Source organism: Ruegeria sp. BA2 (genome assembly GCF_056539605.1).
This window is the reverse complement of the sequence record NZ_JBQFVE010000017.1, coordinates 18,407-34,612: the sequence shown is the minus strand read 5'-3', so window position 1 is coordinate 34,612 and position 16,206 is coordinate 18,407. Positions and strand designations below refer to the sequence as shown.

Here is a 16,206-nt window from a genome sequence, read left to right as displayed (position 1 = left end):
TGGGCGCTTCTCCGTCAGGGCACCGATGGGTAAAAAATTGCAGCTTAGTTCCCCAACAGGCAGGTAAGTTCTGCCCGGTCAACTTTGGATCTGTGGCGTTTGTCCATTGGTATTTTTTTCACGTGGATCACTTTGGCGATCCCCAATTCCTGCGCCAAGCTCCTCCAGCTTGATAGCTGATCTGCATTACCTTCGATGCATAAAGCCGGGCTTCCGCCGAGGTTAATGAGTGCGCTGTTCGTCACACTCGGCCATCGTCTGACAGCTATTTCGATTGCAAAAGGGAAGATGCGGCCAGTCGACGTTGTCACATCGCTCCCCAGTCTACCTAACAGCCACAAACGACCTTGGTCATCCAACTGACCAGCGTCGCCGGTTCGATGCCAGGTTTTGGTGCCCTCTTGGATTTTGTTTTCCTCGGCATGCGTGGGATCAAGATAGCCATCATTTACGTGATCGCCCGCGACCTGAACTTCATCATCGCGAATTCGGAGCTCGATCCGAGAAACCGGGTGGCCGACGAGAAGCCCCCTACCTGCTGCCATTTCACGATAGTCAGTGTCGGAGATGTCACGTACATCAAGATGCGCAATCGGTTCTGCCTCGGTCGACCCATAAACGCAGATTACGTCCAGTCGGGAATTGGCGCGAAGCCTCTCGATCAGATCTGGGAACACGGGTCCACCGCCTGTGAAAACAGTATGCAAAGGGCCCGTATCATTGCACCGAGCAAGCTTTTCGCACAAAGACGGAGGGATCAATAGGCGCGTAACTTGCTGCTTCGATATCCAGCTCGACAACTGCTCAGGGGATAACCGATCCAGATTGCTCATTTTCCAGTTTGGCAGAACAGTCGTACGCCCTGCTGCAAGGTTAATCAGCGTAAACACTGGGAATGCGACCAGATCCCGTTCGACGACATCGCTATCAAGAAGCGGCGCAATGGCATCATGTTGAGCCATCAGAAATGCATGGCTACGGGGGATGGCCTTGGCCTGACCTGTGGTCCCGGATGTAAACGAAATGAGTGCCGTATCATTGTCTTGAACAGTCACAAATTCGGGTGCACTGGGGGCGTCACCTGGTCGCAATAGACGCAGCTTCAACAGTTCAGGCAGAACGAATTTGAGCAACGCAAAGTAACCAGACGCGCAATAAGCCTTGGGTCGAATTGTTCTCGCCGCGTGGCGCAACCCCGCAAGCCCCATCGATGGTTCAGGTAAAACCACCGTTGCTCCCAATGACCATAAGGCCGCAAGACTGGCGTAGAGATCAGCGTTGACCGGCATCGCCAGCAGAACACGATCGCCATGGTCGACGCCCTTACTCCTCCATGTGCTGGCCAATTGCCGCGCGCGTTTCTGCAGGTCACGAAATGTGACCTCGCGGCCACTTCCTTCAATAATGGCCGTCCGGTCTGGGTGTCGATCGACGGCGGCGGCAAAATGGGCCAGCAGGTTAGCCATCCAACCGCAACCCCAACAGGCTGTACCGCCGGAATATCTTGGCCCCTTCAACGACACTGCGGTCAGCGGATTGGTTATCATCATGGATCAACGCATGGATGGCGGTTTCAAAACCAAGATTCAGGGCAGACTTATGGAAATGGCTGGCCAAATGGCGACCTGCCCCACGTTCAAGGCTTGCATAAGTCTTCAGGATAGCTGTTGTCGGATTTGGACCTTCTGCATAATTCGGGATACCAAACAGAAATCCCGCCAATGAGCCATCCGGACGACGGGCAAAAAAGATAAGCTCGCGCTTCAATATCGGAACAACAGGCATGTACATCGCAAGGAAATCGCGCTCCGAAATGGGTTTATAAAAGGCGTTTTGCGAAAAAGCTTCGGCAGATAGTTGAAATACTTGCCGAAACAACTCTTCGGGGTTGGTTCCGTTCCAGGGTTCGACATTAAATGCGTTGGTTGCAGCAGGAGTAGATATGGCGGTTTGTGTCAATGACACACGTGCCGAAAAATACTTACTGATGGTGGAAAATCCCACCGCCTCAAACACTTCGGGCTCATGGGGCTTGTTCGTCGGTTCCATCAAGAATGGAGCTGAACCATCACTCTCGGATACAAACCTATAGCTGTGCCATGTATCACCAGTCATTGGTCCGATGATCCGATCAATACCTGCGTTACGGACACGCCCAATAGCCGTGTGAAGAACCTCCAAACCGGCCTCAGGGCTCTGGCACGAAAAATCGCCGATGGTCGCGGCGGGTACGCCATCCCAATCCGGACCCTGCAGATAAACACACAGTTTGGCACCGTCGGTCTGAATACTTTCTTTCGTCATGATAAGGCTCCGGCGGTAGTCTCACGGCCAATAGACCCTGCTATGGACCAGATGTAATAGGCCAGCGGGAGAAATAGAGCCAAAATCGTGAGCCTCAAAATGCGGTCCCTTTGGAGCAACTGTGGAAGCAACAAGGGCACAATCGCCGTAATCGCAAGCGATACAAGCGAGAGCGCGGTCAAAGGTTCGGCCCAATTTGAGTGTTCAGAATTCAGGGATACGGACCAATTCCGAGTAAGGTACAATACAGCAGCGGCCAACGGTATTGCTATTGGAATGGCACGCAACGCTACAGAAGTGAGCCCCATGGCCAATCCCATCGCACTGAGCCCAAAAAAGGATATCGCATCCCACCCCGTTGCATTGCCTGCTGCAAGCCAACCAAACCCCAAAAGCCCCAAGGCAGCGACGACATCCAGATCAGGATATTTGCTGTCGCAAGGAGATCCAGTTCGCGCCCAGCCATGTGCGGCAAGAACCATGATTGGCAATACAGTGTTCTGTAGATTTGCGGCTGCAAGCAGCAAAAAAACCGCGACAACATAAACGCGGGTCGTATGTTTGGTCAGGCCCAGCTTTGTTCCAACAACTCCGAAACTGACCAGGGCTGCAAAGAACAAAATGGCCAACATCACCAAGTCCGCCAAGGCGCTGTAGTAGTGAACTTTCAGAAAGATCAGCAAACCAAGCGGCAGGAACAGGTTGTCAAACCCCCGCCAGCTTTGCGACTCGACCAACGTGCCAAAGGCCGCGACCATTAGGCACAACATCATGATGTTGGGCGGTGGGAGTTTGGACAAAAACAAGAAGCAGATGATCGCAACCAATAGCGTTACGACAAAGAACACCACTGACCCTTCTATGCTTTTGTCACCATCTTCGATCACATAGCGCTTTGTGCCATATGTCGTACCGGCGAGCGCGGCTGCGGCATCAGCCAGTGTCAAAACAGCAATCGGAAGCACGTAATACAGGGTGTTTTCCCCCGCCAGTAAGAAACAAAGCCCAACGGAAAGCGCCAACAGGAAATCACCGTATGAGGTGCGTTCGACGCTGTGCAGTGCAGCGCCCAGACCTTTTGAGAAGCGAGGTAAACGCAAAATCATCATGACGATCACGGTTACCCCAATCAGCATGTAGACCGGCCAACGATCCGGGAAAATCCACGGCAGAGCCAAAGTGAACAACCCGGTCCCAACATGCATCAATTTGCGCTGGACTTCCGCGTTCAAGCCAATCTTTTGTGCCATCCCCCGGACAATTGCCATCAATCCCAACAAGGCCAGAACAGACGTCAAAGCCAGCAGGATCTGAGCCAGAACACTCACGCCAGCACCTCTTCTACGACAAAGTCCGAGTAGAAAAAGGCCATGTCGCGCGCTTTTAGCCGATCCTCAATCTCGCGACGTGTTTCGACTTCGCCCGCAAAAGTAGCGGGCACGCGGCGCGGTGCCATCATGTTCCAATAAACTAGACGCGCCTTTGGTGCGGCAGCTGACAGAATTGATCCGTATACCTGCTCAAACATGTCGGGCGACATGTATTCGAAAATGTCAGAAAGATTGAACCCACTGGCTTTTTCACCGGTCGAAACAAAGGCCTCTAACGATCCGGGCCTGATATCGAGACGATCGAGGCGGGCGCGAATGGTTTCATAGTGCTCGGGCCGCCAGGCCATCGGCAGCGCGTCACCATGCGTACCTTTCAGGATCCAGTGCAAATAAGGATTTTGTGATGGATCGGTCTCAACACCTGCATGACGAATACGACGCGCCACATGTTGGGCTGGACTGCCTTCAACGTGATCGAAAAACGCCTTGTCGCGCCCCATGCGCCCCATCACAAAGCGGGAAAAGAATACATTCAGCAGCATCCGCCATCTGAAGGTGTTAAAGCGCGTTTCAAAAAAAACCTCGCGCGCATCCGGCGACCGGGGTGCAAAGACGTCGTCAATCGTACGTCTGGAATGCACCAACGGCAAAAGTCTGGTGCGAAAGATGCGAAAGTACCGTTCGAACTTACCGACCCCACCGATCCCATAACGCTCCACATCTGGGGCAAGACCGGCCCAGAAGGTGCGTGTCTCGTGATCCGTGTCCTTCAAGGCACTGATCAATAGTTCTGCTCGCCGCTTGCTGGGCCGCGATCCGGCCAGTTCCAAAAACTCTGGGTGTGTCAGCGTTCTGAATGCACCGATGCGTAGCTTGAGGCAGGCGATCTGTGCCGGTGACAGATCCACAACCACAACTTTCGCGGGGTCGAGTGTTAGCATAGCAAGCGCGTTATCCCCTGCCGAACAAATAGACACCAGCGTACTGCCCGTACAATCGCCCAGCGCGTTGGTCAGTACGTCCGCATCCTCCCACAGCTGAGCATATCGGATGTGGTCGAAATCTACTTTGCTTGCGATTTCGCTATGCGCCATCGCATCGTTCCACTTTGCCGTTTGCTCCATCGACCGACAGGGTTTCGCCATCCTTAATCCATTGCGTGGCCCCTTTCAGACCCACGACGCATGGAATGCCCAACTCACGCGCTACAATTGCGGAATGTGACAACAACGACCCCCGCTCCACGACTATGGCCGCAGCATTCGAAAACACTGCGATCCAACCCGGATCGGTGTGACGCGCCACAAGGATGTCGCCAGGCTTCAATGCCTCGGTACGGGGATCGCGTATCACACGCGCCCGAGCGGTCACGTGTCCGGCCGAACAGCCGGTGCCGGTTTTCACACGTTCCGGTTCGCTGTTGACCTCTTCGTTATCCACCCAGATCGGAGCGATGGCCGGGCCCCTAACCTCAATCCGCTCTGGCGGGTCCGGGCGCTGGGACGCAGCGGCATCTTCATGTTGTCGCTGCGCAACTATGGCTTTCAGATCAGGCGAAAGGCTGAACCCTTCGACGGCTCCCAAGACCTCATGGGTCGTCAGATAAAACACGTCGCGGGGTTTATTGACCAGCCCCCTGGCTGAATACTCCCTACCGATCCCCAGAAAGACACGCCGGGCGTGACCAAAGATTCGAGTGCGTTCGAAACGCAGGTTTTCTCGGTCACGTACGCGGGCCTTGGCCCAGCCCACGATCCATTGGGATAGGCGACGTTTCAGTGGATTGGCGGGAAACAGGGCTTTCCAGTCCGGTTCAGTGCCGATGTGTCGTTTACCTTCAGGACGGGCGGCACTGGCTGCCACAGCCATCAACAGACTGGTGGGATCATCGCGCAGCGGAATGCTCTCCAGTTTCAACTCCTCTGTGCATCGATCTCCGAATTTATCCAGATAAGACTGAACTTCGGACTTGATCTGAGGATAAGGTTCAAGGGTTTCCAATCGGCATTCGGCGCTTAGCTGATCAGCTATCCCAGCCTCCCGAACCAAGCGAGCCATGCCTGCAATTCGCTGCGCCGGTTCGGCTGAGACAATATCGCCCTGACCAATCATAACATCGTTATGCAGCAACAGCCCTTCTTCACCCAACCACTTGTGCAACAGGTTGCGCGACGCACCAAATGCGATCATGCAGAGGAAATCATTTACAAGCGGCGCGTCCCAGCGATCCAGCAGGGTGCTTTCGACATGGCGATACTCGGCAGCCAGCTCGGTCGCATTCGCTGCTTCTATGTCCAGATCACGATCCAGAACATCGTTCAGCCTTGCATAAAAATTGCGCCGGGTTCGAGGCAAACACACGGCCTGCCAGATCAGACTACCCGCAACCAAAGCCAGTTTGGCGTACTCCAATATCTTACGCGCGCCTTTGGCAGGAGCAGGCCCGATCCCATCCGTGATTTCACGCGGCATGGGCTCGGACACGCCCATCATGGTTTCCATATAGTCGCGATTTAGCGAGAAACCTGGCAGCAGCGCCAGCGCTCGGTACCAGTTGACCAGATTGTAATAGACACGCCCGTCAATGCGCCCGAGAAAATTGTCGAAGATGGCTGAGTTCTGGGCGATGGTTTTATCTGATACGCCCAAAAACCGCACAAAGGCCCGATAGACGCGAGAATAGACGTGCACGGCAAAGGAGTAGGTCAGCGGACTTACCATGCCCGGGTAACTTTCAACGATGTTTGAATTATCAAAAATGGTCAGCGCATCATCCGGCACCGCTTTGGGTTGCAGCGGGGTCGTAATCGGTCGCGCCTGCAGAATGTGCAGTCCATGCGCGGCATCGAATGCCCATTCTATGTCTTGCGGGATGCCAAAAGCCTCTTCCGCTTTGCGTGCCAACTTCGCGACCTGAAGCGCTTGATCGGGTGTCAGAACTTGAGCCTCGGATTGGGAGCACGCTACGTGATCGGTTTGATCAATGGTCCAATCCTCACCATCAACCTCACCTGCCACGAGGGCATTGCCTAGTCCTTTGATGGCAGACACAACTGCAGTATTTCGTTGCCCGGTCACCGGATCGGCCGAGAAAGCAACACCGGCCGTCGTCGCATCAATCATACGCTGTACAATGATCGCGGGCGCTTCTGCCTCGCCCCCGGAAGTGACCGAGCGATAAGCTTCAAGTGTATCCGAAAAACCTGATTGCCAGACCTGCTTAGCGGCCTGCAAGACCTTACCGCTAGTGACATTCAGGATCGTATCGAACTGCCCAGCATGGCTGTGATCAGCACCATCTTCCGCCCGACCGGAACTGCGCACCGCATAGGGCCCGGAACCCAGCGCATCCAATGCGGCAGCAAGCGCCACACTCAGCCCATTTGCCGCGACAGGCCCTGACTTGCCCGCGCGGAATGCAGCATCGGTGATGATAAAAAACGCAGGTGGATTGAAACCGTGACGCGCTAGACGTGCCAGCGCAGCCGCTTTTCCACCGACCAAAGTCGGGTCAGTTGCATCGGATTGATTGACGATAAAGGTCATCTAAGGCCCCCGACCAGAAACGGTAAAAAACCCGCTGTGGCATAGCAAAAAAAGACCCAAATTCCTGCGATTGCATCCATTCTGCCCTGTGCTTTGGGTGTTGGATCTTTCACATAACTGCGTGCGACCAGGCAACAGGGTACAAATGCAGCAGCCCCGACCCAGACGGTTAACCAGCCGACACCAGATGCAAACCCTGTGCCCACCAGAAACACGAAGGATAACACTACACAGGACAGCCAGACGATGGCGGCACGACGATACCCCCAAAGGCCCGAATAAGTGTCCACCCCGTCGATTTCGTTCTCAGGTGCCCATAATTTTCGCCCGATCTCAAGAACGCAGCCATTGACGAACGACAGTGCCAGAAACAACCAAAGACTTGATGCAGCGCCTCCAGCCGGAAGCCATTCGATGCTGGTTAGCAGCAAGTCGATCAGCGGCATGATCAACATATGGCTGAACAGGTAAAGAATCGGGCGCGCCTTTAACCAGACCGGCACTCCGAACTCGGCAGTCATTGCTGCCATCCAAACCCAAACCACAAGAAGGCACCATAGAACCGGGAGGTACCATAACCACGCAGCAGCAGCAGCCATGGGCAGAGTCATCAGGCCAAGGACCAGCACCTCAGTCGGGGATATCAGCCCCCTTGGAATGGGGCGCTCGGGCCGGTAGCGGCGGTCGTCCTCGGCATCCTTGAATTCGTCGCAAACCCGCATCTGGAAAAACAGCACCATTGCCAACATAAAACCAACCACAAAAGCGGGCCATTCAGGCAACGATCGATCAGCAAGACGCGCTGAGACGCAGATACTTGCCGCTGAAAACACCAGCAAAAGCGGTACGGTTTTCTTAAGTGGAAAGCGTTCGGATTGATAAATCCAAATGCGGTTCAAAAAGGTCATCTTTGGCGTGCCAGGCTTTCATGCGCCCGTGTGAAATGCCCGGCGGCGATCGCAGCGACAATCGAAATTTCTCCGCATAAGCAGACTGCCGTGGCGACTTCGGCTAATGCTGTCCCGTGACCCGCGCCCTTCAGTCCTAAAATATTCAACGCTGCTGATTGGCTGGGTAAGCCGGTGCCGCCCCCCACCGATCCAACAAGAACATTTGGCAGCGTTACCGAGCAGAAAAGATCGTCTCCTCTGGGTTCCATCCGCGTCACCCCCATCGCGCTTTCGGCGACACAGGCCGCGTCCTGCCCAGTCGCGATGTAAAAGGCTGCAAGACCATTGGCATAGTGGGCCTGAGCCCCAAGCTGACCTGACAGGTGCGAACCAAGATTGGCTACGCGCCCATACGCCAACATCGCATCCACCGTAGTACCAAGCGTCTTTTCGACAATATCCGCAGGCAAAGTAACCGACGCACTAACCTTGCGCCCGCGACCGGTCACCATGCCCAGAGCAGAAGCTTTTTTGTCACCCGAAAAGTTCCCTTCGATATACCAATTCTCAATTGGAACTGGACACTCGTTGGCAATGGCCTGGCACAACGCATCCGTTGCAATTGTCACCATGTTCTGACCAGCCGCATCACCCGTTGTGTAACGACAGATCAAAAAAACAATGTTCGTATCGATAAATGGTTCCAGTGAGACAAGTTTGCCATGCCGCGTTGTGGCATCCGCTGTAGCCTGGAGATCGTCAACATTGCTGACTATCCAGTCCACGAACTGACCGGCTTGTAATAGGCTTTCGAACACAAATGCTGGCGTGCGCAACACACCTTCATACAAGACAGCTGTACTAACCCCGCCGGATCGGCCAGCCGCATAGGCCCCTCGCGCATACGAAGCAACAAGCGCGGCCTCGGTCGTTGCCAACGGCACAAAATAATCTCCGTTGGCGTTCATACCGTTCAAACGTAGCGGCCCAACGATGCCAATTGGCACTTTGACAGTGCCGATGAAGTTTTCAATATTGGCGCTGTAAGCTTCAGCAGCTTCAATGGTTGCGGGATCCGCAATCAGTGCTTCATCTGCGTCGCTTGCCTTCGGTTTCAGCTGTCCCCAGAAGCGCGCAACTGTCGTGCCATCAGCCTTGCGAGATGAGCGTAAAGGCGAAAACACTTCGTCGCTTGGAGCCATCTGCTTTGGTGTGTGCACTACATCGTATCGCAACTTAATACGTCGCAGCATCTCCCGCACATGAAATGGAATGATCAAAGGGCAACTCCGTCAAAAACGTTGTGCAGAACGACTGCATATAGATGTCTGCACTGGCCGCACCCTAACAATAAAGTAACCGATTTCCAGTGATATACATCCTATTGGAAACGTGATTGGACCTACTTCTTTGAGTTGATATGCGCCTGTAGCGAAGCTCTGGATCCGTTACCTTTGCTGCAGCAATGTCGGTTGCATGCTTCAAGCATCCGAGTTTCAGAGGTGTATCATGAGCAATTTATGCTGGCTGACTAACGAATAAATTGTAAGCGTTGCATCTTACCCCCAAGATAGCACCTCATCAGCCAACACCTGGAAGTCTATGATGCCTCCAAAAGCATACAGGCTTCGTGAATTCTTAAGCACTAGGTGAGCTCGCCAGTGATCAAAAAATCGAAAAAGTCTTCCACACCTAACCGCTGATGGTTGAAGTGATAGACGAAGGCGGTGATCTGCGCCTCAAGATCACCTGGTAGGAAGTAGTTATCCAGTAGGACGCGGTTCTTGAGGGTCTGCTGCCAGCGTTCGATCTTGCCCTGGGTTTGGGGGTGGTACGGCGCACCGCGCGAGTGCTTCATGCCCTTGTCCTGCAACCACTCGGCCAGATCCCCTGAGATGCAACTCGATCCGTTGTCGCTGAGCAGGCGGGGTTCGTGAACGACATGAATCCGATCGCAGCCGGACGCCTGCAACGCCAGATCTAATGTGTCCGTTACATCCTCGGCCCGCATATTGGTGCAAAGCTTCCAGGAGATGATGTAGCGGCTGTAATCATTCAGGACCGTGCTGAGATAGAACCACCCCCGGCCGATCACCTTGAGATAGATGAAGGTCGCATCGTTTTCTTAGTACTTGTCGAAAAGTCAGGTAGTGACATGCCACCTACAAAGGTCGAGTTGAAATCACTTATGTATTCGTTGTACTTGGCTTCGCTGAACATGTTCGAACCTCGTTACGCCCATTCTTAGAGTTGGGTTATCGGCCGCTTCTAGCCCGACTCAAGCTTTCGTTTGGATCTTTAACCAACTGAATCCGTCCGCAAAATAGGCGTCAGCATCAATTCGCTTGATCGCAGCACTAGTCTCGATCCGGTAGTTCTCTGAGAAATCACCTCATTAATCCAACGACAACTTTGGGCTCTGTACGGCCATTCGCGGGGTTCGGCGTGAGCCGCTTCCTTTGGCGTGTCGCTGACTATGCGGTTTTATCGGCTAGGATTGAATGGCTTTAAGGGGTTAACTGCTCGACCTGCTGTGCCTTGGCACTATATTCTAGGCCCTATCTCTCTCATATGTATGGTCATTTCATCCAAGCAGGAGCGTACAATGGCGTCAGAAGAAATGCATAGTAGTTAGGCCGCCGACCCGAAAACAGTATTGTGTTTCGGGGATTCATTGACTTGGGGTTTCGATCCTCGTGGTGGCGCAAACCTTGTCCGTTATGGATTCAACAAACGATGGACTAGACTACTACAAGCTGAACTAGGTTCATCGTACCACGTGGTCGAAAACGGGTTGAATGGCCGAACAACGGTTTTCGACGACCCTATCATAGGCGACATGAGCGGCCTCGCTCAATTGCCAATCGCGCTTAAGTCGAACATGCCGCTTGATCTTGTAATAATTCTCCTGGGGTCGAATGATGTTAAGACCCGCTTTGGCGTGAACGCCGACGAGATCGCCCGTGGTTTAAGTCGCCTATTGGAGGTTGCTTCCAAATCTAGTTTTGGCCCCGATGGGAAAGCACCATCTACTCTTGTGCTCGTACCACCAGAAATGGGCGAGGTCAGCGGCACATGGTTGGAACCAATGTTCGACCAAAATCATAGCCGAGCAGGCCTTCATCGGCTTCGTGAAACATACCCGACAGTTGCAGGCGCGTTCGGTGCGCAATGCTTTGACCTTAATGAAGTGATCGGTCCCGGAGCAATTGACGGCATACATTTCGATCCTGATTCATTGAAGCAGGTTGCCATGGCGCTTGCCAAAGTTGTCCGTGATATGCTCCCCGCTTAGAAAAACTAAGCGTGCGGAGGAACCCATAGCCAGCTCCTCAACCAGGGATCACTTCGCTTAAACCCGGTTTCAGCGAGGTGAGCAGTTTACTATGGAGATCGGTATCTCGACAAAACGATGAACGGGTACCCCCGCCTATAATGCGATTGCGCGGAAGCTTGGCTGTTCACGTAAGCGAGGAAACCTAAGTCGCCGGCGACATTCCTTAAGTTGAGAACTTCAAGCGAAAATCCCGAGGTGTGATCCCTGTTGCCTCGTGGAACTTTCGGCCAAAAGCGGAATGGTCAGAATATCCGATTTCAAAAGCGATCTGTTGAATTTGTTTTGTTGAATGAATCAGCAATTCTTTGGCCTTCTCAATTCGGACAGCATTTACATAGGCCATCGGTGTCAGGCGGGTTACGGAGGTGAAACGTCGGATGAAAGTGCGCGCCGCAAGCCCGGCGTGTTTGGCCAGATCATCCACCGACAGGTGGTCTGCATAGTCACTTTCGATGTGCAATTGTGCCTTTCGCACGGCTGTATCCTGATGCGACAGATTTGGGGTGAAGCTGCGATAGCGCCGTTGGTCGATCCGGGCAACGTCAACGACAAAGTAGCGTGATGTTTCAATCATCACATCACGGCCGATCAGGCGCTCGATCAATGCGAGGGAAAGATCAACCCAAGCCATCATCCCGCCTGCGGTGATAAGATCCGTATGTTCAATCAGGATTTGATCCACATCGGTCGCGACACTGGGATAGTGCTCTTTCATTTGGGTCTCCAAGCCCCAATGCGTCGTCACCGGTCGATTGCCCAGAACATTGGCTTCTGCCAGCCAAATCAATCCAGCACATACCGAACACAAAAGCGCTCCGCGAGCGTGTTCCCGACGAAGCGACATGGGGATGTCCGGCTGCGCTATGACGTCGATCTCTTGGCCCGCGGGTGGCAGAATGTAGGCATCATATCCAGGCTCAACGGCGCCTGTGAGTTCCACACACAAAGAGCGATCGCGTTTCAAGGTTCCGGCAAGCTCCAACATTTCTTTGATGCCATGCACTGCGGATGTCAAAGCGCCCGGATAGCTTATGACGGCGATGTGTTTGGTCCGGCTCACCTTGTCATTACCTGCATAGTTTTTGTCATTTATGCCAATAGCGGAATGGCGAGGAATAATCAATTTAGTGGCAAGAGATATGAAAGGACACAACCATGAAACCCCTCAGGTTATCCCGCCGGGCATTTTCCACAGCCCTTCTTGGCACTGCAGCGTCTGTGGCAATCCCCCCGGTTGTCTTTGCGGGAGAAGTCGCCACTTTGAACATTGGGACAAAGGTGGTTTCGATGTTATCGGACGGTCATTTCAGCCTTCCATCAGCCTTTTTCCTGGGCGCTGCCGAAGAAGCCCTAGCCGCCGCAGGCGATCCCATTGATATTGGGGCCACAGCTTGGCTAGTGCGTGATGGCGACCGCATCATTCTTGTGGACACGGGATCCGGTCAGGCCCTGTCGGGAATGTTTCCGACCGTGGGCAAACTGGACGCGCTCCTTGCTGCTGAAGGGATCGAAAAAACCGCCATCTCAGATATCGTTCTGACCCATATGCATGCTGATCACATTGGTGGTTTGATGGGGCCGGACGCGGGTGGGTTTGCAAATGCAAAAATCCATGTGGCTGAGGCCGAATGGGCGTTCTGGACAAATCCCGCGTTGCTTGCCAATGCGCCAGAGGCGGACAAGCCGATGATTGAATTGCTGCAATCCATCGCCGCGCCATTGGCGGATCGGATCACGACTTATGTGGGAGAAGCTGATCTTGGTGGGGGCCTCACACTTGTTCCGCTGCCCGGACACACGGCGGGTCACAGCGGCGTCCGCATCGCGGCGGATGATGGCGAAGCTCTTTTCATCGTCGGTGACGCAATCATTTCAGAAGCCCTGCAATTCGCGAACCCGAGCGTGAGCTACGCGCTTGATTCCGATCCTGCGCAGGCGATTGCGACGCGAACCAAGCTGTTGAGCCAGTTGGTGGACACCGAAACGGTGTTTTCCGCAACGCATCTCAGCTATCCGGGCACCGGGCGCGTCGAACGCGCAGGCGAGAGCTTTGCATTCGTTCCTCTGACCTGAATAACTAAAAGTGTTGGTGGAAGCGTATTTCTCGCGTCTACCTACGCCGGCACTTCATGTGCTTGCGATAATGGTCTTCTTGTTCTCTCAATCGTTGATGGCCTGAAATTCAAAGCTGACGCACAGCTGGATGGTTTGACCTCGTTAGGCTGGGTCTGGCAATATGAGGGCCCTGTTTTTGCTGGCGATACAATCTGCGCGAATAAATTCAAGTGACAACTAAGAATCTGATATCCTCTGGTCGTCGCGGCGGCGTGACGTTCCAGTTCGAGGTCTTCAATAAGAACGATCAGCGTGTGCAGCATGGAACCAAAAAACTTATCTTCGATCTCTGACTCATCGGCGCAGAGCCGCATGAAGAACGAGCAATGGTATTTCTCAGACCGGCTTACAACACGGTTCCTAGACGCTGACGTGGACGTAATTGACAAGGACCTCGTTCGCAGCCCGTAGATCGGCTCGACCGGTTTTGTACGCTACCAAACAAGAAGTAGCACCATCGTCGCCAGTCCCCACAGTGTCATCTGGTAGTGCGTATTTTGTGCGCCTTCGTGACAGAACCAATAGCAGAACCAGTTTCCCACGATCAAAAAACCAGCCCAGGTGGCGGTGAACAACAAAACCCCCAGCACTCCGATCGCCCGGGCGTTCGCTGTGTCGGCAACACCCAAGGTGGCGAGGATCAGTGAAGCGACTCCTGCCCAAAGTGTAAGCGTCGCGAGGCCTTCCCAGCAGACGATCAGTTTGAACAGAAGCTTTTGTATCGCTGGCTTTTCGATACTGCGATGGGCTACGACCTCATACGCCTCGGGGTATTCTTCGCGCATCCGCTCCATGCTGAGCACTTGCGCGGTGAATGTTTCATTGAGGTCTGGATGCAAAACGTTTTCGACGAACCCTGTGCTCAACCACGCCGCAAGGAAAAAAACGGCTGCGGTCTGCGCAACAAGGACCATTAATTCTAACAAGGTTATCTACTCCGCCAATTTGAAGGGGTGGCCTTTGCCACCCCGCAGCGTTTTAGCTCCAGTACATTTGGGCTGGGCGTATTTCCAACGAGATATGCTGTTCAGCTCCGCCAAGTCCTTCGCGTGTGTGATTGTACAGCGACCGCCAATAGGGTTGGATCGTAACACCTTCTTCGCGGACAATCTGTTCGCCCTGTGCCATCAGTTCGCGGCGTTTCTCGACATCCGCGGTTGCAAGCGCCTGTTCAAGGATTGCATCAAACTCAGGATTGGACCAACCGAACTCGTTCCATGGCTCTCCTGACCGATAGGCCAGCGCCCAGATCTGGACACCCAGAGGACGGTGGTTCCAGTTGGTTGAACTGAACGGGTACTTCACCCAGTCATTCCAAAAGGTAGATCCTGGCAAAACTGTACGTTTGACCTTGATGCCGGCATCCCGAAGTTGAGCGGCGACCGCGTCGGTAGTGTCTTTGCGCCACGCATCGTCGATGGACAGCAACTCGTGCTCATAATCTTCCATCCCGGCTTCCTTGATCAGTTCAAGGGCGCGGGCAGGGTCATATGTCGGCATGCCGATATCTGCGTATTCAGGATGCGCGGGTCCGACATGGTGGTTGGCGGCAACAGCCCCACGACCACCATACCCAAGCTCAAGCAGAACGGCGTTGTCCACTGCCATTGACAGGGCCTGACGAACGCGTTTGTCGGCATAGGGCTGCACGCCATCCACTTCGGCCAGTTGGTTCGGGCGGATGACGATCGTCGCCATAGTGACAACCTCGTTCTCGACCCAGCCGTCCAACGAGCTGAGGATGTCAATGAACTCACCTTCCGAGATATAGATCATGTCGACTTCGCCAGCATCCGCGGCCGCAAGGTGCGCCGACGGGTCAGTTCCGAAGTCAATGTATTCGATGCGGTCAAGCCAAGCGCCGTTACCGGCATTCCACCATGTATGGTCGTCATTGCGGACCAGCACGCCCTTTACGCCGACTTCAAGGCTTTCCGGTAGGTAAGCGCCAGTGCCAACCGGATTGCCCAGCATGTTTTCAGCGTCATGCGAGGAGTGCACGATAGCCGCTGGATAGTCTGCCATACCCGCGATCAGAGAAATGTCCGGGCGCGGCAGGTTCAGTTTGACCGTATGGCTGTCAACGACCTCAACGGCGCCTTCCAGTGCACGCTCTGTTTCAGGATCGACAAGGGTCGAGAAACGGCCGGCCATCGAATTGCCTTCTACGGATTTATCGCACCAACCGATAATGTTGCGGGCAACATCGTCGGCCGTGAAATCGTCGCCATTGTTCCAGGTCACACCTTTTCGAACGTTCAGAGTATAGGTCTGTGCGTCATCCGAAATTTCCCAGCTTTCCAGCAGTGCGGGCGAAAACGTACCGTCGTTTTCGTAGCTGACCAGGTTCTCGAGCCAGCCTTTGGCGAAATTCGCGATTTCATTCCAGTCAAACGAACGCGGGTCCTTTAGGCCCCGCACGTCCATCTGGATGCGTACAGTACCGCCTTGTTTGGGTTCTGCAGCAGCCGCGGCAGGTGTGGGCAGACCCAGCATCGCATAGGCTGTTGCCGCTGAGGCGCCGAACGAACTGGCGATGGCCAAAAACTCGCGACGATTCACGGCGTCGTCTCCAACCTTTTTGGCCTGATCAGTGATCACTTTTGGCAGTTTTTTCCCTGTACGGGTTCTGAATTTCATTTGTATTCCTCTCTGTTGGTCGTGAGGTGGACCCCTCGGTGGG

The 16,206-nt window shown here is 54.0% G+C and carries 12 protein-coding genes and 1 pseudogene; 2 read left to right on the top strand and 11 right to left on the bottom strand.

From position 1 onward, the window contains the following. Positions 1–44: 44 nt before the first annotated feature. The 8 genes and pseudogenes from ACR0NN_RS22650 to ACR0NN_RS22615 all read right to left on the bottom strand — a co-directional run. The gene (locus ACR0NN_RS22650) at positions 45–1,466 is read right to left on the bottom strand and encodes an AMP-binding protein (RefSeq protein ID WP_170721745.1); all 1,422 of its coding nucleotides are present in this window, start codon (positions 1,464–1,466) and stop codon (positions 45–47) included. Then, on the bottom strand, positions 1,459–2,304 hold the full coding sequence (locus ACR0NN_RS22645; protein WP_170721746.1) for a hypothetical protein: 846 nt from the start codon (positions 2,302–2,304) through the stop codon (positions 1,459–1,461). Before ACR0NN_RS22645 ends, ACR0NN_RS22650 begins: the two co-directional genes overlap by 8 nt. Then, the gene (locus tag ACR0NN_RS22640; protein ID WP_170721750.1) at positions 2,301–3,632 is read right to left on the bottom strand and encodes a hypothetical protein; all 1,332 of its coding nucleotides are present in this window, start codon (positions 3,630–3,632) and stop codon (positions 2,301–2,303) included. The genes ACR0NN_RS22645 and ACR0NN_RS22640 overlap by 4 nt, the downstream gene beginning before the upstream one ends. After that, a complete protein-coding gene (locus ACR0NN_RS22635; RefSeq protein ID WP_480685596.1) occupies positions 3,629–4,759 on the bottom strand; it encodes a BtaA family protein in 1,131 nt (376 codons plus the stop codon). Before ACR0NN_RS22635 ends, ACR0NN_RS22640 begins: the two co-directional genes overlap by 4 nt. Beyond that, positions 4,719–7,181 (bottom strand): PEP/pyruvate-binding domain-containing protein, encoded by a 2,463-nt coding sequence (locus tag ACR0NN_RS22630; protein WP_170721751.1) that lies wholly within the window; start codon positions 7,179–7,181, stop codon positions 4,719–4,721. The genes ACR0NN_RS22635 and ACR0NN_RS22630 overlap by 41 nt, the downstream gene beginning before the upstream one ends. Further along, positions 7,178–8,089, bottom strand: a complete 912-nt coding sequence (locus ACR0NN_RS22625; RefSeq protein ID WP_170721754.1) for a UbiA family prenyltransferase — start codon at positions 8,087–8,089, stop codon at positions 7,178–7,180. The genes ACR0NN_RS22630 and ACR0NN_RS22625 overlap by 4 nt, the downstream gene beginning before the upstream one ends. After that, positions 8,086–9,324: a hydroxymethylglutaryl-CoA reductase gene (locus ACR0NN_RS22620; RefSeq protein ID WP_480685594.1), complete on the bottom strand. Its 1,239-nt coding sequence runs from the start codon at positions 9,322–9,324 to the stop codon at positions 8,086–8,088. The genes ACR0NN_RS22625 and ACR0NN_RS22620 overlap by 4 nt, the downstream gene beginning before the upstream one ends. A 443-nt stretch (positions 9,325–9,767) precedes the next feature. After that, positions 9,768–10,181, bottom strand: a pseudogene (locus ACR0NN_RS22615) (transposase); the annotation flags it as partial. 546 nt (positions 10,182–10,727) lie between these two features. On the opposite strand from ACR0NN_RS22615, the gene ACR0NN_RS22610 reads away from it, so the two are divergent. Then, positions 10,728–11,366: a GDSL-type esterase/lipase family protein gene (locus tag ACR0NN_RS22610; RefSeq protein ID WP_480685593.1), complete on the top strand. Its 639-nt coding sequence runs from the start codon at positions 10,728–10,730 to the stop codon at positions 11,364–11,366. 205 nt (positions 11,367–11,571) lie between these two features. Here the strand turns inward: ACR0NN_RS22610 and ACR0NN_RS22605 are convergent, their stop codons facing one another. Then, positions 11,572–12,468, bottom strand: coding sequence for a helix-turn-helix domain-containing protein (locus tag ACR0NN_RS22605; protein WP_170721765.1), 897 nt, complete (start codon positions 12,466–12,468; stop codon positions 11,572–11,574). 95 nt (positions 12,469–12,563) lie between these two features. Between ACR0NN_RS22605 and ACR0NN_RS22600 the strand changes: the two genes are divergently transcribed. Next, positions 12,564–13,481 carry an MBL fold metallo-hydrolase gene (locus ACR0NN_RS22600; RefSeq protein ID WP_170721767.1) on the top strand — a complete coding sequence of 306 codons (918 nt, stop codon included), beginning with the start codon at positions 12,564–12,566 and terminating at the stop codon, positions 13,479–13,481. 476 nt (positions 13,482–13,957) lie between these two features. Here the strand turns inward: ACR0NN_RS22600 and ACR0NN_RS22595 are convergent, their stop codons facing one another. Together ACR0NN_RS22595 and ACR0NN_RS22590 are read right to left on the bottom strand one after the other, a co-directional pair. Then, complete coding sequence (locus tag ACR0NN_RS22595; protein WP_480685591.1) at positions 13,958–14,437, bottom strand: DUF2165 family protein; 480 nt, start codon at positions 14,435–14,437, stop codon at positions 13,958–13,960. A 64-nt stretch (positions 14,438–14,501) separates the two neighbouring features. Further along, complete coding sequence (locus ACR0NN_RS22590; protein ID WP_170721771.1) at positions 14,502–16,163, bottom strand: ABC transporter substrate-binding protein; 1,662 nt, start codon at positions 16,161–16,163, stop codon at positions 14,502–14,504. Positions 16,164–16,206 lie beyond the last annotated feature (43 nt).